This window comes from Aequitasia blattaphilus (assembly GCF_024721305.1).
GTDB classification, from domain to species: Bacteria; Bacillota; Clostridia; order Lachnospirales; family Lachnospiraceae; genus Aequitasia; species Aequitasia blattaphila.
Map to the genome: position 1 here is coordinate 1 of NZ_JAMXOD010000013.1, position 20,572 is coordinate 20,572.

A 20,572-nucleotide genomic window follows, 5' to 3' on the forward strand; every position below is an offset into this window, starting at 1 on the left:
TAGTGGATATGGTGCGGTTGGGGCCCATATTTCGTAGGGCCTTTGAGGCCCAAGCTGGTAATAGTCCCTTACAGGGACAGAGCAAACCACCGGCTGAGCCGGTGGTCATGATTATTTTTTGTAGTAGTTTATGGTAGCTACACCAAGATATTTCCGAAATTAGATTTCAGTCAAAATCCTTTTCATTGCCGACAGGCAAGTAAATCAATTCATCTCACTCCCTATAGAGGAAGGAGAATTCTTGATGTTTTTGTTAAAATCAATATCAAAAAAATCCTAAATTAATGGTAGTGGAAAAGAATTAAGCGACCATTAGTAGACAAGAGAGAAGGTGTCCGATATAATTATATAAGTATGAAGGGATGAAAAAAGAACTGTTAGAAATGCACAAAAACAGAAATGAAAATTCTGTAAAACATACAGAAAAAGATAAAGAGAAAAGAGTATTATTGACATTTAATAAAAAAAGTATTAAAGTGTAATCAGTTGGAACCGGTTACATGGAATCGGGAGGATGGTTCAATGGGAGAAACAACGATAGATGATATAGCTAAAGAAGCAGGAGTTTCAAAGGCAACAGTATCCAGAGTTATTAACAATTCCAGTTCGGTAGCACCGGACACGCGGGAAAAAATCCAGGCAATTATAGATAAGAGGCATTATTCGCCATCAGCAGTGGCGCGAGGCTTATCGAAACGAACTTCCTCAACGATAGGAGTGGTAGTACCAGAAGTGGATAACCCTTTTTTTGGAGAAATACTGAGAGGAGTGACAGAGATAATTGACCGGAATAATCTAAGTTTGATCTGCTGTAACTCAGACGATGATTCCAAGAAAGATTACAAGGCATTAGAAATGCTGAAAGAGAATCGCGTGCGGGGGCTCTTGTACACACCGGCAACAGATTATAGTGATAAGAAACAGAAGAAGAGATTGGAAAAACTTTTAAACGAGATTGACACACCGGTTGTATTACTCGATCGGAAGATTGGACTTGATTTTGATGGGGTCTATTTCGATGATCGCCAAGGAATCTATGATGCAACTCAAGCACTTATTAAAGGTGGACACACCAAAATTGGTATTATCAATGGGACATTGGATAGAGTACTGGCAAGGATTCGGCAAGATGGATATCTGGAGGCATTAAGAGATGCAGGTATTGAGCCAGAGGAGCGATATATGTTTTTTGGAGATTTTCGAATGGGTACGTCGTATAAACTTTCCAGTCAACTATTGTCCATGGAAGACCGGCCTACAGCAGTATTGACTTGTAATAACCGAACAAGTATGGGATTTTTTAAAGCGCTGTTTGAAAGAGGAGAATCCATGCCGAAAGATATCGTTTGCATAGGATTGGATCGCATTGAGGCGCTAGAGTTGTTTCAAACAGATTTTGTGTATATTAAGAGAGATGCGTTTAAGATGGGACGTAAAGCTATGGAATTACTCATAAGCAGAATGGCATTTCCGGACAAACCGATTTCCAGTATTATATTAGATGCTCCCTTAAGTAGAGAAGATGCGGAGAGCTTGAAACGATTTAAAAAGTAAATGTTGCGATTTACTTTTTTGACAAAAATGTAACCGGTTACATGGAAAAGAAAGGAGAATGTTTATGGAACAGCAGTTGAAATTAGTGATAGGGTGTGATTTTGCGGCCTACGATTTTAAAACTGAAATACTAGAAAACATGAAAAAAAATGGATATCAAATTGTAGATGTAGGATGTGATTCTTCAAAAGAGGGATTGTATGCTCCAGTGGCAAAAAAAGTTGCAGATGCAGTTGCAGCAGGAGAATATGATTATGGTATTTTGCTGTGCGGAACTGGACAGGGAATGGCAATGGCTGCAAATAAGGTGCCAGGAATCAGAGCAGTCCTTTGCTACGATGTTCTTCCGGCTGTTTTAAGTAAAGAGCATAACCACGGCAATATATTATGTACTGGAGCTTGGATGATGAATGTGCCCGATGCATTGAGAATGATAGAGGCGTGGCTCTTTGCAAAGTATGCAGGAAATAACGATGAAGGTGTTCAGTTAATGAAGCAGTATGAGAGAGAAGGCAGGTGAAAGATGGAAGACAAATTTCAAAAGACTGCATTAGGAGCAGTCAGTGAATTGAAACAAGTATTTGAAAGAATACAGATAAAAGATGTTGATATTTTACTTCAAAAGATTCAGGAGAAGAGCAGAATTTTTTTGTTAGGAGCAGGTAGAGAAGGCATTGCTGTCAGAGCATTCACAATGCGCTTAATGCATTTAGGTAAGGAAGTTCATTGGATATGGGATGAAACGACACCAGCAGTTCAAGAAGGAGACCTTTTTATTTGTGCCTGTGGATCTGCTGATGTAGGACATGAAAATTATATTTGTAAGATGGCCAAAGAAGCTGGTGCAGAGCTATTGCTTATTACACCGGCAAATACTGGATACCTACTGGAAATTGCAGATTATATTGTACAAGTTCCAGCTGAAGCTTATAAGGCACAAGGTGATTTTGTACCAACACAGCAATTGATGGGAAATTTATTTGAACAAGCTTTATTTATTTTTTTTGATGTAGTAATTATGCTTCTAAAAGAGGAGCTACACATTTCGTCCAAAGAGATGGTTGCGCGGCATAGAAATGTGGAATAAAGCCCTATAAGGGCCGCAGAAAGGAACTGCGGGATAACATATAATTTAATTTTAAGGAGGAACTGTATGATGAAGAAAATGAAAAAAATGGTAGCATTATTATTGGCAACAATCATGTGTTTATCAATGGTTGCGTGTTCGAATGAGAGTGATACCAAGGACACAAGTAAAGCCGATAGTGAAAGTAGCACATCAAGCGATTTGTTTGATTTGGCACAATACAAATCAGATAAAGACAAGTCAGAGTGGACGATTGCTGTTGTAACAAAGGATAATACTGCAAACTGGTTCAAAAGAATGGAAATTGGTGTTAATGAATTTGGTGAAGAGCAATCCATCAAAGTAATTCAAAAAGGTCCAGCAAATGCAGATGCGGCATCACAAGTTCAAGTAATTGATGATTTAATTAATCAAGGTGTAGATGCACTTTGTGTTGTACCAATCGATCCAGGTGCAATTGAAGCGTCCTTAGAGTCAGCAATGAAACAAGGGATAGTTGTTGTTACTCACGAAGCATCAAACCAAAAGAATACGCTATTTGATGTAGAGGCATTTACATCAGAAGATTTTGGTGCAGCACTCATGGATGCATTGGCAAAAGAGATGGGAGAAAAAGGGAAGTACGGTATGATGGTAGCATATACAACCAGTACAACCCATATGGAATATGCTGAAGCACAAAAGGCGCGTCAAGAAGAAGCTTATCCAGATATGGAGCTTGTTAATGGTGGTGCAGTCCCAACTTGTGAATCAGAAGAAAGTATTGATACCGCTTATGAAAGAGCAAAAGAAGTGTTAAAGGCAAATCCAGACATGACAGGATTTACTGGAGTTGCATCTACCGATTGCCCAGGAATTGCAAAAGCAATTGAGGAGCTAGGATTAGGTGGAAAAGTTAAGGTTGTTGGAGTAGGAACTCCAAATGAATTCAAAGAATATGTGAATTCTGGTACAATTTCAAAGATTAAATTATGGGATCCAAAAGATTCAGGATATGCAATGTGCTCTATTGCGGCTAAAATTCTTGCTGGTGAGGAAGTAGGAGATGGAAGTGATTTAGGTGTAGCTGGATATGAGAGTGTTAAGTTAATCGAAGGTGACAACAGATGCTTGATTGGTGAAGCAGACATCGAAATTACGAAAGATAATATTGAGGATTTTGACTTCTAGATAAAAGAAGTATGACAGGCATATCGCACATCTGAAAGAGAGTTTGTAAGTGATGTGTGATATGCCTTTGTTACTGTATTGTATGAAAAAAAGTGGGAGGCTGGAAATGATATGGCAGAGAATATTCTTTCAGTAAAAGGAATTAAGAAATCATTTGGTGGTGTTCACGCGTTAAAAGGTGTTGACCTTGTGATTAAGAAAGGTGAGACACATTGTCTTGCGGGTGAAAATGGTTGTGGTAAGTCCACTATTATTAAAGTAATATCAGGCTTTTATAAGCCGGACGAAGGAAGTATAGAGGTTGATGGAAAAGGTTATCCTGTTATGACTCCAGCAGAGGCAATTCGTGCGGGAATTCAGGTGATTTATCAGGATTTTTCGATTTTTCCGAATTTGACTGTGATTGAAAATTTAGCATTCAATCAAGTTTTAGCAAATAAGAAAAAGGTAGTAAATAGAAAAGAATTTCGCCGCATTGCAGAAGAAGCGGTGAAGAAAATCAATTTTGAAGTTGATTTGGATGCACTCGTTGAGACTCTTCCGGTAGCTGATAAACAGTTGATTGCGATATCGAGAGCCCTTTTAGATAACGCGAAACTAATTATTATGGATGAGCCCACAACAGCGTTGACGAAAAAAGAAATTGAAAGATTATTTGAGATTATTGCAGATTTGAAAAAAAACGGCGTTACAATTCTATTCGTTTCACATAAATTAGATGAAGTATTTGAACTTTCAGATAGTATTACAATATTGCGTAATGGAGAGAATGTGATTTCTTGTGCAACTAGTGAGATGACAGAAGAAAAGTTTGCCTATTATATGACAGGAAGACAATTTGAAAAGCACGAAAAAGTTGTAAATAAAAGGAATGATGAAGTGGTTCTAGAAGTCAAAGAATTAAGTGCCCCAGGATTTGAAGACGTGAGTTTTCAGCTACATAAGGGTGAAATCCTAGGCATTACAGGACAGTTAGGCTCAGGAAGAACCGAGTTATCACTGGCGTTGTTTGGACTGCTGAAGACGACATCTGGAACAATCACTATGAATGGAAAGGAAGTTAGTATTTCAAGTGTACAAGCAGCACAGAAACTAGGAATTGCTCTGGTACCAGAAGATAGATTGACAGAAGGGTTATTCCTTCCACAATCAATTATTCGCAATATTACAGTGACAAAATTGGATCAATTGGCTAAAAAAGCAGGAATCATTAATACGAAGACTTTGGAAGAGGAATCAGCAAAGTGGGTAGCAGATATTGGAGTAGCAACAAAAGACCACTCCTTACCTGTGCAAACCTTGTCGGGTGGAAACCAACAGAAGGTGGTGCTTGCTAGATGGCTTGCAAATAACCCAGACGTACTCATTTTAAATGGACCAACGGTAGGTGTTGATATAGGTGCGAAGCATGATATCCACAAATTGCTTAGAGAGTTAGCAAAAAAAGGGATGGCAATTATTGTTGTTTCAGATGATGCTGCGGAAGTGATTGAGACTTGTGACAATGTAATAGCGATGCAAGGTGGAAAAGTGACGGGGTTCTTGAGCGGTGAGGATTTAAACACGTATTCACTTGCTGCCATGAATGTTTAGAAGAGGAAAGGAGAAAAAGATGAGTCGTCTTAGTTTAAAGAAATTGAAAAAACAAACAGAGTTTTATGTGTTTTTGATTATCATTGCTTTAGCTGTTTTTATCCAAATACGTTCAGGTCTGTTTTTTACAAATAATAACTTAGTTGATCTGCTTAGGTCGATGATTGTTCCCTCTATATATGCGTTGTGTGCACTTCTTGCATTTGTGAGTACGGGGCCGGATGTTTCATTTCCACTAATCGCAGCATTAAGTAGTTATTTGGCGACAGATATTGCAACCAAAATGAACTATAAAGGACCAGTTGTTTTTGTGTTTTTAATAGGCATGTTTTTTGGGATGCTAATGGGAGCGTTGAACGGATTTATTATAGTGAAATATAAATTCCCAAGTCTAATAGTAACACTAGGTACATCTACCATTTTCAGCGGTATTTTATTGGGAGCATTTGAAGCAGAACGTATGGATTTGCCAGAGAGTATGGCACGATTTGGTAAACAATCTCTGCTTACTGTCGTCAATGCAAAATCAGGACTGGGTTCTACTTTGCCCATGACTTTTATTATCTTAATTATTTTATATGTAATTGCCTATTTGATTCTTAATTTTACGATGGTAGGACGAGGCGTATATGCCCTTGGAGGAGATGAAATTTCAGCGGAACGTGCTGGATTTAATGTGAAGGCTATTCGGTTTGGAGTATTCGTTGTAAATGGAGGAATAGCAGCAATAGGAGGTCTGTGTTACAGCATTATGTCAATGAGATATCTTCCAACAGAGTTTGCTGGCGGTGAGATGATTGTTATTGCTGCTGTAATTCTTGGAGGTACACGTATGACTGGCGGTGTTGGTACGCTAAAGGGATGTTTACTGGGAACGTTGCTTTTAACAATGGTATCAAATAGCTTAATTCTAATTGGGGTGGCAGTATCCTGGCAGAAAGTATTTATTGGAGCAATTATTATAATAGGAACGGCAATATCAGCATTACAGAGCCGCTCTGGAGCGATTATAAAGAAAAAAATAAAAAAGGAGGCTGCATAAATGAATCGTACAGGAAAGAAAATCGATGATAATATTTTAAGATTACTGGTTGTTCTAGTTGTATTTGTGCTGATAGCATGTACGACCAAAACCAGCATGTTTATGCAGGTGGGCAATTTTCAGTCGATTGGTAAACAGCTTGCGGAATATGGGTTAATGGCATTGGGTGTCGGAATTTGTATGATTTCTGGTGGTATTGATCTCTCGACGGTTTATATAGCGAATCTTTGTGGAATCGTTTCGGGTCTGATGATGCAGCGATTGATTCCTCAAGGAGAGGAAAATAGTGGGATTGTGATACTTGCAATGCTGACCGCAATCGTAATAGGAGCACTGTGTGGAGCGTTTAATGGTTTTCTGATTTCAAAATTGAATATACCAGCTATGCTTGCAACATTAGGAACGTATCAGCTTTATATGGGAATTGCAGTTGTTATATCAGGTGGTAGTACAGTAAGTGGACTTCCCAAGGGATATACAGCTCTTGGAACGACATTGGTAGGTGGAATTCCTTTGGCGTTTCTTGTTTTTCTTGTTGCGGCAATTGTATTGTCCTTCATAATGAGTAAGACAAAATTTGGTACAAGAGTATATCTTGTCGGAACAAACGAAAAGTCAGCAGTTTTTGCCGGTATTAAAAAGAACAGTACGTTGATTCGTACTTATATGATATCTGGTGTGATATCAGCAATTGCAGGTTTGGTTAGCCTGGCTAGAATTAACTCAGCAAAAGCAGATTTTGGAAGCAGCTATACGATGCAGTGCATATTGATTGTAGTATTAGGAGGGGTAAATCCAAACGGTGGATTTGGTTCTATTCCTGGAGTTGCAATTGCAGTGGTAATTCTTCAGGTGTTATCGTCATATTTGAATATGTTTCCAGATATCAGCAACTATTTCCGAGACTTGATCTGGGGTGTAGCCTTAATTGCAGTGCTGATTATCAACTTTGTAATTAATAAAAGAAAAACAGCAAGACTTGCAAAATTAAGTTAGTAAAAAAGGAGAAACAACATGTCAAAACCAAAAATATTAGTAGTCGGAAGCATGAATATGGATGCTATGATATATGGTGTTCCGAAGATTCCTGATTTCGGTGAATCGGTTTTATGCCGTTATTATGCATATGTTCCAGGAGGAAAAGGATCAAATCAGGCAATGGCAGCAGCTTTTCAGGGAGCAGATGTGACAATGGTTGGTCGGGTTGGTGATGATGACAATGGTTATGCCTTGGTAAATGACTTGAAAAAGGCAGGAGTAGATACACAATTTATTGTTTTTGATCCAGATGAGCAAACAGGTTTTGACCCGATTATGGTAGATGAGTCAGGAAAATATGTATCCTATGTGGTGATGGGAGCAAATGATAAGTTGGATTTTAATCAGGTGAGAAGTGCTATTGATGCGAAAGACTATGATATGGTAGTGATGCAGCTGGAAATGCCACTTGAAACAGTATATAAAACTTATGAGTATGCTTCTGAAAAAGGAATTCGAGTGTTTTTAGATGCTGGTCCAGCACAGAGCATATCTTTAGAAAGACTGAAAAATATTTTTATTATTTCTCCTAACGAAGCAGAAACAAAGGCCCTTACAGGAATTGATGCAGATACAGAAGAAAAAGCAATTGCCGCAGCAAAAAAACTATATGATGAGGTAAAGCCCAAGCATGTCATCTTAAAAATGGGGTGCAGGGGAGCACTTTTATATAATGAGAATACCGTTAAAATAGTACCTTGCTTTAAAGTAAATGCACTTGATTCTACAGCGGCAGGTGATACATTTGGAGCAGCACTGGCAATACAACTATGCAAAGGAGAAGGGATGGAGACAGCGATTCGTTTTGCTCATGCTGCAGCCGGAATCTGTGTATCACGAAAAGGCGCGCAGACATCAATCCCAACAGAAGAGGAAGTGATTGCATTCTTGAAACGTTATGAAAAGGAGGAAGTGAAGTAATGATAAGAAAAATTTCGCCTTCAATGATGTGTGTTGATTTGATGAATGTGGAGAGAGACATTCGCAGTCTTGAAGCGGCTCAGGTGGATTATCTGCATATCGATATTATGGATAATCATTTTGTTCCTAATATTACCCTCAGTACAGATTTCGTCAACAGTGTTAGAGAGATTACCGATATTCCATTGGATATACATCTTATGATTGAAAATCCAGAGAATAGTCTTTTGGCATTCAAAGGGCTAGATGCCAATGATATTGTATGCATTCATTGTGAAGCAACAAGACATATTCAGAGAGCACTCAGTATGGTAAGGGAGCTAGGAGTAAAGGTGGGAGTTTCATTAAATCCAGGTACTCCGCTGTACATGGTAGAAGATTTGCTCGAGGATTTAGATGTCATTATTATTATGACTGTTAACCCGGGATTTGCTGGTCAGAAACTTGTTCCAGCAACCTTGGATAAGATTCGAAATTTACGAAATATGCTTGATGAGAGAGGGTATGGAGATATTTTAATAGAAGTAGATGGTAATGTGAGTTTTGAACATGCAAAGAGTATGTCTGAAATGGGTGCTAACATATATGTAGGTGGAAGCTCTAGCATTTTTTCAAAGGAAGGTACCATTGTCGAAAATACAAGAAAATTAAGGGAAATCATACAGGCGGTGTAAAGATGTTATGACAAATGAGTATTTGAAAAACAGTTTATCAATAATAGAAGAGTGTCAAATGGCTCTTGAGGCCGTAGCGGAAGAACAGGTTCAAGCTTATCTAACCATTCTTGAAGAGGCAGACAAGGTGTTTTTTGTCGGAGTTGGTAGAGTCTTACTGGCATTAAAAGCAATTGCGAAGCGCTATGGTCATTTAGGAATAAAGGCTGTAGTAGTAGGAGAGATTACGGAGCCAGCTATTACAGATAAAGATGTTTTAATTGTGGGCTCTGGAAGCGGTGAAACATTGTTTCCGTTAGGAATTGCAGGAAAGGCCAAACAACTCGGTGCAAAAGTCGTACATATTGGAAGTAATCCAGAGAGTAGTTTAAGTCAGTATACAGACCTTTTTCTTCGTATACCGGTAGAGAGTCGAGCAAAAAAAGAAGATGAAATTGCCTCTCGTCAACCGATGACTTCATTGTTTGAACAATCCTTATTGCTCTTTGGAGATGCGACTGCTATGATGATTATCAAACAGCGGGATTTAGATATGGAACAATTGTGGGAGTATCATGCAAATCTAGAATAAGAGGTGAAATGAATGAAATTACAATTGGCAATAGATGATTTGAGTATGGAAGAAGCCCTAAAACTTACGGATAGTATTTTGGAATATATTGATATCATTGAAATGGGAAGTCCCTTTTTAATGGAGTATGGGATGGAAGCTGTACGCAGTTTTAAAAACCGATATCCGGAAAAGGAAATCTTAGCAGATTTGAAAATTATGGATGCAGGTTTCTTTGAGGCGGAATTGGCTTTTCGTGCAGGCGCAGATTATGCCACTGTATTGGGGGTGACGGATTTACTTACTATCCAGGGGTGCCAGGATGCAGCTGAACAATACGGACGTAAAATATATGTGGATATGATTTGCGTTCCAGACATTCCAACGCGTATGAAAGCAATTGAAGAAATAGGTGTTTTTGGTATTTCTGTTCATACTGGGGTTGATCAGCAGGCTGCAGGCCGTAGTGCGATAGATGATCTTAAGTTAATGCTTGAACACAGGCAGAAAGCAGAGATTTCTGTTGCTGGAGGAATTCATTCGGGTACGATTCAAAGTTATATAGATGCAGGCGCAGATGTGGTGATATCAGGGGGAGGTATTTGCCATTCGGAGAATCCAAGGCTAGAAGCAGCTAAAATAGCAAAGTGCATAGCGGAAAGGACCAAATGATGAGAGAGTCAAAGGTGTTAATAGAGATTGTAGAAGAAATAGCACGATATACACGTCAGATAGATGAATTAGAGATGCTCAAAATGGTTGAGTTGATTCAGAATGCCTCGAAAATTTTTGTTGTTGGAGCTGGCAGGTCGGGCTTTTGTGCAAGAGCATTTTCAAATCGTCTGATGCATTTAGGAAAGCAAACGTTTTTTGTGGGAGAACCAACTACTCCTTCAATTGGAGAGGGGGATTTGCTAATCATTGGTTCGGGCTCAGGAGAGACAGAGAGCCTTAAAGTTATGGCAGAAAAAGCTGCACGAATTGGAGCGGATGTAGCGACTGTTACAATTTTTCCGGAAGCAACAATTGGTAAATTAGCAAAAGCAGCAATCTGCATTCCAGGGGGTACGCCTAAGAGTGAACGAAAAGATTCTGTGAAATCAGTGCAACCAATGGGAAATTTATTTGAGCAGCTGAGCTGGATTGTGTATGATGGACTGATAAAGATGCTTATGAAAGAAGACAATATATTAGAAGATGAAATGTTTAAGAGACATGCAAATCTGGAATGATTTTATGGACAAGAGCGGGCGATAATCGCCCGCTCTTAGCTATCTTCACCTACACAATATGATTTGAAAGAGCAATCGACACCGCATCCGCCCCATTTTTTGCCCCGAGCTTTAAATAAATATTACTCAGAAACTTTTGAACTCCACTGACGGAAATATTCAAGCTCAGTGCGATTTCCGCCCGGGATAAGCCTTGGGTAAGAAGTTTCAGAACCTGTTTTTCCCGGGGAGTCAGAGTGGTTTTTACAGGAGCCTTACTATTCTTTGTGTGAAAGAATGTTTTTTGAATCGATTCAAGATGGGATACAAATTCTCTTGTCTTATTCTCTAGAGATTTCAGCCATTCGTCATCATAATAAGGATCATTTTCTCTTCGTACCAGTTGGATAATCGGAAGTATATGTGTACCCAACTCCATAAACAAAAAAGATATATTGTGTTTGTAAACCATGTCATAGCTTTCTCTAAAAGCGGCAAGAGCCTTGTCTTTCCTGTCGAGATGCAGGTAGGAGATGGAATACAAAATATGGTTTCGTACTTTTAAGGGCCAAAGGCCACGTGTAGTTGTAACTTGATTTAACTCATCTACTAAGGTATGGAACTTAGGATAGTCTTTTTCATACAGAGCATAGAGAGCACAGGCAATTATATTTCTGCCAATGGCATCTTGCTTGTCCCGATAGTGATTCAAATCCCCTTCTTTAATCCACTCTGGCACAGAATCAAAGTTTTCCAGATAAAATCCATAAATAGCTTGAAAGATATCGTTTAAATCATGAAGCATATGAGGTGTATACTGTTTGTAATATTTGTTCCCATTGCGATAGTAGGTCTTTAAAGAGCTATAGTTGCCTAAAGCAAATGCAATGCGTACTAGTATGTGATATGCATTTAAGACAATTCCATGCTGCCCTTCGATGGAGGCCTTAAACACTGCTTGTTTTGCGTAATAGGACGCCTTTTCATAGTCGCAGGTCATTAGCTGAGCTTCACTATGAAAAAGATAATCATAACCGGCTAATTGCTCTTTATTGATTTGTGAAATACAAAAAGTATAGTCGGAAATATAGTCCACCATATCCTGAATAGTAATATCTTCATCAGGTGGAAGAAAAAATCCCGAATTTTCCACAATAGAATAAGTGTTGTGAACACTCATAATACTGCCGTCACTTAAAAGAGGGATGTGTTCTTTTAGGATTGAAAGATCAAAAAGCCTATTTTGAGCAATGGAAATATTTGCAAGCATAACGTAGCTTTCTCCGATAATCCTTTTGTATTCAGGTTGTGTAGAATCCAAAGAATCAATGAGTGAATAAAAAGCAGACTTTGATAATTCCAAATCCCGGGCTTTAAAATGCAGCAAGGCAATAAAAAAATCAATCCAGGGATGAGTATCTCTGTATTCCTTTGGAATTTGCAATAGAAATTGCAGAAAGGCCTGTATGTAAGAAGATTCTACATTGTAGGGTGCCAGAAGAATCAAGTACTTTGAAAGCCCTTCATAATTTTTTGTCTGGATATAGAGGGTCATAATTGTTCGGATGTCCAGAGAGTCAAAAGGATAGCTGCTGGCGCTGCTTAGAGTGTGAATTTGTTCTCTTGACTCCAATGAGAAAAATGTTGAGATTAAAAAATCTCTATAAGGAATAAGGAAACGGAATTGTAAAATCTCATAGGAATATTCAATAAAAGGATTTTTTATAATAATTTCCAGGGTTTGCTCATAAAGCTCTTTTGACTCATCAATGGTTAAATCAGAAATCATTTTGTGGGAAAATGATTGAAACACAATGAGTTTTGTCAAAATTTCTTGTGTTTTTATAGAGTAATTTCCAAAATAGTACTTTTCAAAAAGCTTGTACACAGAAGAAATAAGATTTTCCATATTTTGAGAGGAGTCTGCTGCAATAATATGAAGCATTAGTGGCCATCCTTCGGTCTGCTGCAGAAGTCTTTGTGCCTCTTCTTCTTTAATATTTTTACCGTATATGCTGAAAAGACTTTGTATTTCCCGTATATTTAATGACAAATCTCTTGCAGTGATAATGAGGTTTTGATGCATTTGATTAACGGAAATATTAGAAGGTGCAATGGTAAGGTCTTTAATATTCTCATTTGCAATAATGATTTGATGAATATTTAATGGAGCATATAGCAAATTTACTGTATGTAACTGGAAAAAGAAGTTTGATATTTTTGTGTTTGTAATCAGTTCATAATTGTCCGTAATGAGTACAATCTTGCCATATTTTTCCTCAATAACCTTGTCTAATACCGTATCCATTACAAAAGCAGACATCTCATCGATTGTCTCGGGAAAAGTATGTCTTGAAATAATGTCTGAAACCTCAGGGAGTTCTTTTTGTGCAGCAATACTTAAGGTTTTCCAAAAGAAGGCTGGGTTGTTATCCAGAACAGATAAGCTAATCCAGATAATAGGCAGTTTCAGTTTTTTGACATACTCGGAAACCAGGGAAGTCTTACCGTAACCGGGTCCTGCAAGTATAGTAGTCATTGAATTATTCAAAGAATGAGAAAGCTTGTGACTGATGCGGGGTAATTTCACAAAACCAGTAGGCAAAGGCTGGTTTGGAAGATAGTCAGAACGATTCATTTCAGGTTACCTCCATCATAATTTATATTTCCATAATACTATAAAAAAAGACAGTCTCCAATAGAAAAAAGTTACAGAAAAAGACAGTATATATTCCGTTTTCTTTTCTATAATGAATCTGCACATAGCAATGAAGAAGGTGAGGTGGATTATGGTAAAGAAAATCCTAATATGTGCTGTGTTATTTTTTGCATTTCTTTTTTTAAGTGCATTTCAACTACGTGTTAACGCTGAGTCTGATGAAGAGCTTTTTCCAGTGTCGGAAATACAACCAAGGAATACTACGGGAAGCCTTACAGGAGTGAAGACAGCTTCCAGAGAAGAAGGAGACGACCGAATTCATAAGATACAGGTAGAAATAGAAGGGCAACCAGGGGTTACTACTGTTACAGAAAATGTTCCAGTCGATGTTGTACTCGCGGTGGATTTGAGCTCCAGTATGGATAATAACCAGTTTGAAAACTGGAAACCATCCATGAGGGCGATGGATCATATTATCAATCAATTATTGGGAGAGTCGAGAGCTGGCGGAGACATACGAATCGGTATGGTAGGATTTGGCTCCTCCTATTCCAGTAATTACGTAGGGAAAGCCCACAAGACCTTAATAGATTTTACAGCGGATGCCGGAGCGTTAAAAAGTGTATATGCCGGTAAAACGGCAAAACAAGTGCGGGAATCGGGAGAGTATAAGATTGCCGGGAGCACCAATTCAGAGGCGGGATTCATAGGTGCCAGACAGATGTTGGAAAGAAGGAGTGAGGAAGAGAAGCGAGACAGACAAGGAATCGTAATTTATTTAACGGATGGAGAGCCTTCCGTACACTATATTGTTCAGGACGAAGAGAATGACTACTATGTAGAAAGGGAAGATAGTTCCTTTCAAGAAGCTAAGGATGAGGGGAAAAAAGTAAAGGATTTAGGATACGTAGTCTATACGGTAGGATTAAACACAGGAGAATCTGGAAATTCCAGAGATTTTTTGGAATATGTGGCAACGGATTTGGAAAAATTTGTAAGTACGAATACGAGTAATCTGGAGGCTGCCTTTGAAGCTATTGGACAGGATATACAGGAAGAACCCTATCCAATCGAACACGCAAGGGTAAAGCTGATTGATCCAATGAGTGAATATGTCACCTATTTTGAGCGGGATCAAGGACAGGGGATGAGACTGGAAATGTCTACAGATCAAGGCCTGTCATGGGAAGATGTTTCTCCTGACGAATGGAATGGAAGCTATGATGATACGACGAAAACATTAGGCTGTGAGATTTTCAACTTTCATTCGGAACGGCGTTATCGTTTTTCTTATTACGTTCAGATTACTGAGGCAGGAATCGGGAAAAAATTACACAAAGATCAAACCAGTGGAGGAATGCCGGAAGAGGGACAAGATGGTGTTGTGGCTAATGGGTATACGTATCTGACTTCGAATATTGTGGAAGAACAGGAGGTTCTGGTACCAACTGTTTACACGCCCCTGGTGGAACCTGCAAAACTGGAGGGAGACAAGAATGAAACGTTGATAGATATTTATGATGGTACCTATACAATAACAGTCCGATTTCGAGGGGAACAAGAGAAAAAGGATGGGGAAGTGGTACAAGAGCTTAAAAATGTTGTTTTAGTAGACTACATGAGCCAATACGTAGAACTTACCCATTTTGACTCTGCCATGAGTACCGATATTGGAGAAGAAAACTGGGTTGACACACCCGGGATTTATGCAGGATATTTACCCAGTCAGAGAGCTGTTGTGTGGAATCTGGGGGGAGGGTTTCAGGAGGGGAAAGAATACAAGCTTACTTATCGAGTGCAGGTAAAAGAAGAGTATGAAGGAAAACGAATGCATAAGACTCAGACGAGTGGAAGCTTACCAGAGGGTGGAACGGCAGGAGTTGTTGCCAACGGATACACAGGGCTACATTCCAATTTGATTGTTACAGAGATTATGGTGCCCGCGGTGTATCGGGAAGTTCAACAATCATCCTTTTCCTTTCGGAAAATAAAAGAAGAAGAGGAAAGGGATGTATTTTTGCAAGGGGCTGAGTTTACCCTTGAGAAACAACTGAATGATGAGATTTTGACTAGAGTATCCGATGAAAATGGTTTGGTAGATTTTGGTGCACTCGAACCAGGAGAGTATGTGTTGAGAGAAATAAAAGCTCCCTATGGATACGAGACACCGAAAGGATATTGGGTTGTTGAAATAAATCGGAACAGAGAAATTAAAATAATTGGTTATGGAGATGAGGGGAAAAAGCCGCCGGCCTTTAAACAAGTAGCGGAAGAATACCGGCTGCCAAACCTAAAAACAGTAACTCTCCCATTAAGTGGAAAGCAAGGAATCAGAGGCTTCATTTTGGTGGGTTCTGCTTTGATTATGGGAGGAATTATTATGACAAAGAGAGGAAGAAATAAGTAGTATGCTATATAAAAAGATGAAAAAAGCAATTGTGTTGTTTGGAATTATTATGTCGCTTAACACCACTAGTCTGGTAGCTGTGGCTGACAATGAGGAAACACCGGATCCAAGTGTGAAGGGAAGTATTACGGTTCACAAGTTTGGAATAAATAATGAACCGACAGAAGCCGGAGACGGGCTTGAAATTACCGATGCAGATAAGCTGAAGGAATTTGGAGAACCCTTAGACGGAGTAGGCTTTACCCTCTATATGGTAAAGGATGATTTCGAAATCACTCAATCAACTACTCCGGAAGAAGCAAAGGCAAATGCCGTAAAAGTGGGAAATGAAGAAATCGCTGAAAATGGAAAAATTGTATTTCCTAATCTGGATTCTGTTCGATACTATGTATTAGAAGAGACAACACCTCCAGAGGGTGAGTATGCTCCAATGGATATGGTTATTGTATCGGTACCTTACGGTTACACAGGGACTGGTTCTGGCTGGAACTATAATGTACATGTATATCCTAAAAATGTAAATATTGAGGAAGTAACCAAGGAGGTTGTAGACGAGGAGATAAAATATTTTGTTGGAGATACGGTTACCTGGAAAATAAGCGGAAGGATTAATAAGGAAATTCGAAAAGGCGAGGCTGGTTCCTATGAATATGGATACTATCGTCTTGTGGATACCTTGGATTCAAGACTGTATTTTACTCCAGGAAGTGAAACGGTGCAGGGAGTGCGCCCGGATGGAACCACAATTCCATTAATAATTGAAAATGATTATATTGGAACCTCTACAAGTGGCAGTCATACTGTAACTTTTGAGCTGACAGAAAAGGGGATTGATCGTCTCTTGGACGGAGGGGCAGGAAGAATTGAAGTAATTATGGATACAATGATTGGTGATACGGCATTTAGTACGAATCCCAATAATGGAAGGATTGAAAATGATGTAACCAAACAATGGAGCAACCATGATGAAACGGAGACAAAGGAAGCAAATCCGGCAAATAAGCCAGGTATAAATCTTGCCTATGTGGAAATTATGAAGGTGGATCATGAGGATCATGGAATTAAGCTTGATGGAGCCCAATTTAAGATTGCTGCTTCTTTAAAGGATGCTCAGGACAGGAAGTTTATAAAGAATGACAAAGGTGAAGATTGGGTGGTAACCTCAGGTGCCGACAGCAGATCCGGCGGGGAAGAGCATGGATTTGGAATTTTTATTGGACTAACAGAGGTAAGTGGGCAGGACAAAGACTTTTATCTTGTAGAGGTAAAAGCACCAAATGCACCGTCTTCTCATTCGGATTGGAAGTATGTATTACGCCCAGATGTAATAAAAGTGACGATTCCAGAAGAAGAGCCAGGAGCTACTGTGACGATTGAGAATACAAGAGTAGGGAAAGACGGTCCCGGGCCAGTGTTTATGCTTCCTATGACAGGAGGAAGGGGGACGATTCTCTTTACTGTTGTAGGAGTGCTTTTGATAGGAGTAGGAGTGATTGCTCTTAAGAAAACGAAGAAAGAAAGAGAGTAAATGAAAAAAGCTGGACTTCGGAAAATTTTTATCATTACGATTATTGTTATAGGAGTAATTGTATTGTCCTATCCATTTATCAGTTCATGGTACAATGCATACCGGTTCACTACAGTCGCAGAGGGATATGAACGAAAGGCAGGCTTCTTAAGTGATGAGACTCTTGAGAAAGAATGGCAGCAAGCAATGGACTACAATCATGCATTGGAAGGGGAACCGGTGGAGGATCCCTTCGTACCAAACAGTGGAAGGGTTCTGCCTAAAAATTATTTGTCAACACTCAACATGGATGGGGTCATGGGGAGAATCAAGATTCCAGAGATTGATGTTGACCTTCCGATTTATCATGGAACAAAGGAAAAAAATTTAGAAAAGGGCATTGGGCACATAGAAGGAACTGCTTTGCCAATCGGTGGAGAGGATCATACCATCTTAACCGGACATACCGGGCTGCCCAATGCGGTCTTGTTTACGAAGCTTGATAAGCTGAAAACAGAAAGTGTTTTTTACGTAACGGTATTGGATAAAACATTCGAATACCAGGTGGACAAAACAGATGTGATTTTACCAGAGGAGTTTTCTTTTCATGAACTGAAGCATGGAGAGTACATTACTCTGGTTACTTGCACACCCTATGGAATTAACTCTCATAGATTATTGGTTCGAGGAAGATTGGTTGGGGAGGTTGAGGGTCAAGAGGTTGTGATGAAAGAAAAAAGTAAGCTCTGGATAATCATCCTTGTTTTACTGGTTCTTATTGGATGTGGCATAAAGATACATCGAGTTTATTGTGAAAGACTTACAAAGATAGAAAATGAAATTTAGACAAGTTGATGATTGTAATTGGAGAGAAAGGATGGTATTCTTTATTTAACAACTTATTTAATATTCTTAAAGAAGTGAATGAAAAACAAGATTAGGGAATGGTTAAAGGCTGAAAAATCAAGGCGAAAACATAATTAAGATGATTAAAAATGGAGACTTGAAAATGAAGAAGACGAGATTAACAGGACAACCCAATACAATGAAACAGGTAAATCAAGGATTGATAAGAAATGCACTTATTCTTGCAGGGACAGCAACCAGAGTTGAGCTATCAGAGGCGACAAAGGTAAGCCAGCCAACGGTGAATGCAATCATAAAGAAGATGGTGGAGAATGGCGAAGTAGTTGAGATGGGATATGCATTTTCCAGTGGTGGAAGAAAAGCGATGCGCTACGGATTTAATCATGAACGAAGCTCAGTGGCAGCAGTGATTTTAAACAAAGAGAGCATGATTTATGAAATTGGAGACTTAAGCGGGAAGTCATTGGAAAAAGAGGTTGTTCCGATTCAAGAGGGGAAGACATATTTGGACAATCTCAGTGGATTAGTTGAAAAGATATTGGATAAAAGCTTTCATGTAAAGGGGCTTGCAGTGGGAGTGCCTGCGGCGGTTGCCAAGAATGGACAGTTATTTGCAATACCTCAGATTCCAGAGCTTGAAGGTGTGAACCTGAAAGAGGAGCTTCAAAAGCAATTTGAAGTGTCAATCAATGTTTTAAACGATATTAACACAGTGGCATATGGATATTACCGGAAAGGGATTGACGCGAGAATCGAAGATATGGTTTACATTCATGCAGGGCAGGGTCTTGGAGCGAGTTTGATTGTAAATCAAAAGGTGGTAAATGGTTTTAGCAGCTTCGCCGGTGAAATTGGTTATATGCGGGTGAATGGTGAAGAGAATGTGGAACAGCTTTTAGCAAAAGAAAATAAGGAATCAAAGGGAGATATTATGTCCCGAATTGTTGCAAACATTATTTCTATGATTAATCCTCCTTTAATGGTTTTTGGTGGCAGCAATTTTTGTGACGGACTTTTAGGTGAGATTAAAAAGTACTGTATTGCGAATCTTCCTTCCGGTATGGTTCCGAATCTTATGATTGTGGAGGATGAGGAAAAATATTATCTTGAGGGAGCAATTCAAGTTGCAATTGACTCAGTCAGAGAGGAAATACGTTTGGTATTGAATTAGATAAGGGGAGGAAATAATGAAATACACGGTGCAGTTTTTTACAGGGGGATGGAAGAATCCTCTCTATGAAAAAGATGTGATTCTAAAACGCATTATAGAAGTGACGCAATTGTTGGATGTAAAAAGAATTATTATTGGCTGGAATCTTGAGACGGAAATTTATAAAGAGGTAAAAAAAGCAATAGGGGATGAAATTGAGTTGTATCTTTGGCTTCCGGTTTTTTCTGAGATTGGCATGGTAGAGGAGATGAAGCCGGCAATTGATATTTATGGGAAACAGGTCGCGGCTTTTCATCTTCAGGAAGGAGAATCTTTCACCTTCTATTGTCCCTCTGCAAAGGAGAATCATCAGAGTATTCTCAAGGTATTTGATGAAAACTTTAAGGACATTGGATTTGACGGAGTGTTTTTGGATAAGATTCGCTCTCAGTCGTTTGTTGCAGGCTTGTCGGGGGTGATGAGCTGCTGCTGTCACAAGTGTCAGGAACTCTTTTTGAAAGAGGGAGTAGAATTGGATGAGATTCGACAGGCTCTTGCAAAGAAATCCAGCGGAGAAGTTATGGCTATAGCTGATTATCAGGAGCCACGGGGGATTACATTTGCAGATGAGAAAATCCAAAGGTTTATGAGGGGAAAGCAAGAGATATTAACAAGGCAATTGGAAAGCTTGGTTCTAAGCTTTCGCAAGCGTGAGCTTAAAATTGGCATGGATGTATTCTATCCTTTTATGTCTTGGTATGTAGGACAAAATATTTATCGGCTTTCACAGTTTGCAGATTTCATCAAACCGATGATGTATCGAAAGACGTGGGCGCCTGCAGGTATGAGCTTTGAATATCATACTATGGAAGAAGCGCTTGGGTGTAAATTTACTCACAAGGAAATAAGCCCTCAAGATCTGGAAGCTCAAGTAAGGGTACTGGTGGAGCACTGTGATTGCGCTGTTGCACCAGGGATTGAGGTGAATTATGACGAGAAAATAGCCCGGACAAGTGAGGGATATATTCAGGAAAGCATTCGTGGGGTTAAAAGTGGGGGAGGTAAGGAAGTGGTGCTGTCCTGGGATTTGATGAAAGCACCGATGGAGCATTTGATTGGTATCAGTAAGGAAGCTGGGTAAA

At 39.2% G+C, this 20,572-nt stretch carries 18 protein-coding genes; 17 read left to right on the top strand and 1 reads right to left on the bottom strand.

All coding sequences use genetic code 11. The annotated features are described in order from the left end of the window. Window positions 1–522: 522 nt before the first annotated feature. The 12 genes from NHH15_RS09725 to hxlB (NHH15_RS09780) all read left to right on the top strand — a co-directional run bounded on the left by NHH15_RS09725 (window position 523) and on the right by hxlB (NHH15_RS09780) (window position 10,861). Window positions 523–1,554 (top strand): LacI family DNA-binding transcriptional regulator, encoded by a 1,032-nt coding sequence (locus NHH15_RS09725; RefSeq protein ID WP_262066475.1) that lies wholly within the window; start codon window positions 523–525, stop codon window positions 1,552–1,554. 64 nt (window positions 1,555–1,618) lie between these two features. Next, a complete protein-coding gene (locus tag NHH15_RS09730; protein ID WP_262066476.1) occupies window positions 1,619–2,074 on the top strand; it encodes an RpiB/LacA/LacB family sugar-phosphate isomerase in 456 nt (151 codons plus the stop codon). 3 nt (window positions 2,075–2,077) lie between these two features. Further along, window positions 2,078–2,641, top strand: coding sequence for an SIS domain-containing protein (locus NHH15_RS09735; protein WP_262066477.1), 564 nt, complete (start codon window positions 2,078–2,080; stop codon window positions 2,639–2,641). 66 nt (window positions 2,642–2,707) lie between these two features. Beyond that, the gene (locus NHH15_RS09740; RefSeq protein ID WP_262066478.1) at window positions 2,708–3,811 is read left to right on the top strand and encodes a substrate-binding domain-containing protein; all 1,104 of its coding nucleotides are present in this window, start codon (window positions 2,708–2,710) and stop codon (window positions 3,809–3,811) included. Window positions 3,812–3,922: 111 nt separating this feature from the next. Next, window positions 3,923–5,404, top strand: a complete 1,482-nt coding sequence (locus tag NHH15_RS09745) for a sugar ABC transporter ATP-binding protein (protein ID WP_262066479.1) — start codon at window positions 3,923–3,925, stop codon at window positions 5,402–5,404. 19 nt (window positions 5,405–5,423) lie between these two features. Then, the gene (locus NHH15_RS09750; protein WP_262066480.1) at window positions 5,424–6,446 is read left to right on the top strand and encodes an ABC transporter permease; all 1,023 of its coding nucleotides are present in this window, start codon (window positions 5,424–5,426) and stop codon (window positions 6,444–6,446) included. After that, complete coding sequence (locus NHH15_RS09755) at window positions 6,447–7,442, top strand: ABC transporter permease (RefSeq protein ID WP_262066481.1); 996 nt, start codon at window positions 6,447–6,449, stop codon at window positions 7,440–7,442. 18 nt (window positions 7,443–7,460) lie between these two features. Further along, complete coding sequence (locus NHH15_RS09760) at window positions 7,461–8,405, top strand: ribokinase (protein ID WP_262066482.1); 945 nt, start codon at window positions 7,461–7,463, stop codon at window positions 8,403–8,405. Further along, window positions 8,405–9,079: a ribulose-phosphate 3-epimerase gene (rpe, locus tag NHH15_RS09765; protein WP_262066483.1), complete on the top strand. Its 675-nt coding sequence runs from the start codon at window positions 8,405–8,407 to the stop codon at window positions 9,077–9,079. The genes NHH15_RS09760 and rpe overlap by 1 nt, the downstream gene beginning before the upstream one ends. 7 nt (window positions 9,080–9,086) lie before the next feature. Beyond that, complete coding sequence (gene hxlB, locus NHH15_RS09770) at window positions 9,087–9,650, top strand: 6-phospho-3-hexuloisomerase (protein WP_262066484.1); 564 nt, start codon at window positions 9,087–9,089, stop codon at window positions 9,648–9,650. Between the two features lie 12 nt (window positions 9,651–9,662). Continuing rightward, window positions 9,663–10,301 carry a 3-hexulose-6-phosphate synthase gene (gene hxlA / locus NHH15_RS09775; protein WP_262066485.1) on the top strand — a complete coding sequence of 213 codons (639 nt, stop codon included), beginning with the start codon at window positions 9,663–9,665 and terminating at the stop codon, window positions 10,299–10,301. Beyond that, on the top strand, window positions 10,298–10,861 hold the full coding sequence (gene hxlB / locus NHH15_RS09780) for a 6-phospho-3-hexuloisomerase (protein ID WP_316044072.1): 564 nt from the start codon (window positions 10,298–10,300) through the stop codon (window positions 10,859–10,861). The genes hxlA and hxlB (NHH15_RS09780) overlap by 4 nt, the downstream gene beginning before the upstream one ends. A 49-nt stretch (window positions 10,862–10,910) precedes the next feature. Here the strand turns inward: hxlB (NHH15_RS09780) and NHH15_RS09785 are convergent, their stop codons facing one another. Further along, window positions 10,911–13,478 (bottom strand): LuxR C-terminal-related transcriptional regulator, encoded by a 2,568-nt coding sequence (locus NHH15_RS09785; RefSeq protein WP_262066486.1) that lies wholly within the window; start codon window positions 13,476–13,478, stop codon window positions 10,911–10,913. A 151-nt stretch (window positions 13,479–13,629) separates the two neighbouring features. On the opposite strand from NHH15_RS09785, the gene NHH15_RS09790 reads away from it, so the two are divergent. The 5 genes from NHH15_RS09790 to NHH15_RS09810 all read left to right on the top strand — a co-directional run bounded on the left by NHH15_RS09790 (window position 13,630) and on the right by NHH15_RS09810 (window position 20,571). Next, window positions 13,630–15,906 (top strand): SpaA isopeptide-forming pilin-related protein, encoded by a 2,277-nt coding sequence (locus NHH15_RS09790; RefSeq protein WP_262066487.1) that lies wholly within the window; start codon window positions 13,630–13,632, stop codon window positions 15,904–15,906. A 1-nt stretch (window position 15,907) separates the two neighbouring features. Continuing rightward, the gene (locus NHH15_RS09795; protein ID WP_262066488.1) at window positions 15,908–17,434 is read left to right on the top strand and encodes a SpaH/EbpB family LPXTG-anchored major pilin; all 1,527 of its coding nucleotides are present in this window, start codon (window positions 15,908–15,910) and stop codon (window positions 17,432–17,434) included. Then, window positions 17,435–18,259: a class C sortase gene (locus NHH15_RS09800; RefSeq protein ID WP_262066489.1), complete on the top strand. Its 825-nt coding sequence runs from the start codon at window positions 17,435–17,437 to the stop codon at window positions 18,257–18,259. 163 nt (window positions 18,260–18,422) lie between these two features. After that, a complete protein-coding gene (locus NHH15_RS09805) occupies window positions 18,423–19,451 on the top strand; it encodes an ROK family transcriptional regulator (RefSeq protein WP_262066490.1) in 1,029 nt (342 codons plus the stop codon). Between the two features lie 16 nt (window positions 19,452–19,467). Further along, window positions 19,468–20,571 (top strand): hypothetical protein, encoded by a 1,104-nt coding sequence (locus NHH15_RS09810; RefSeq protein ID WP_262066491.1) that lies wholly within the window; start codon window positions 19,468–19,470, stop codon window positions 20,569–20,571. Window position 20,572: the final 1 nt, after the last annotated feature.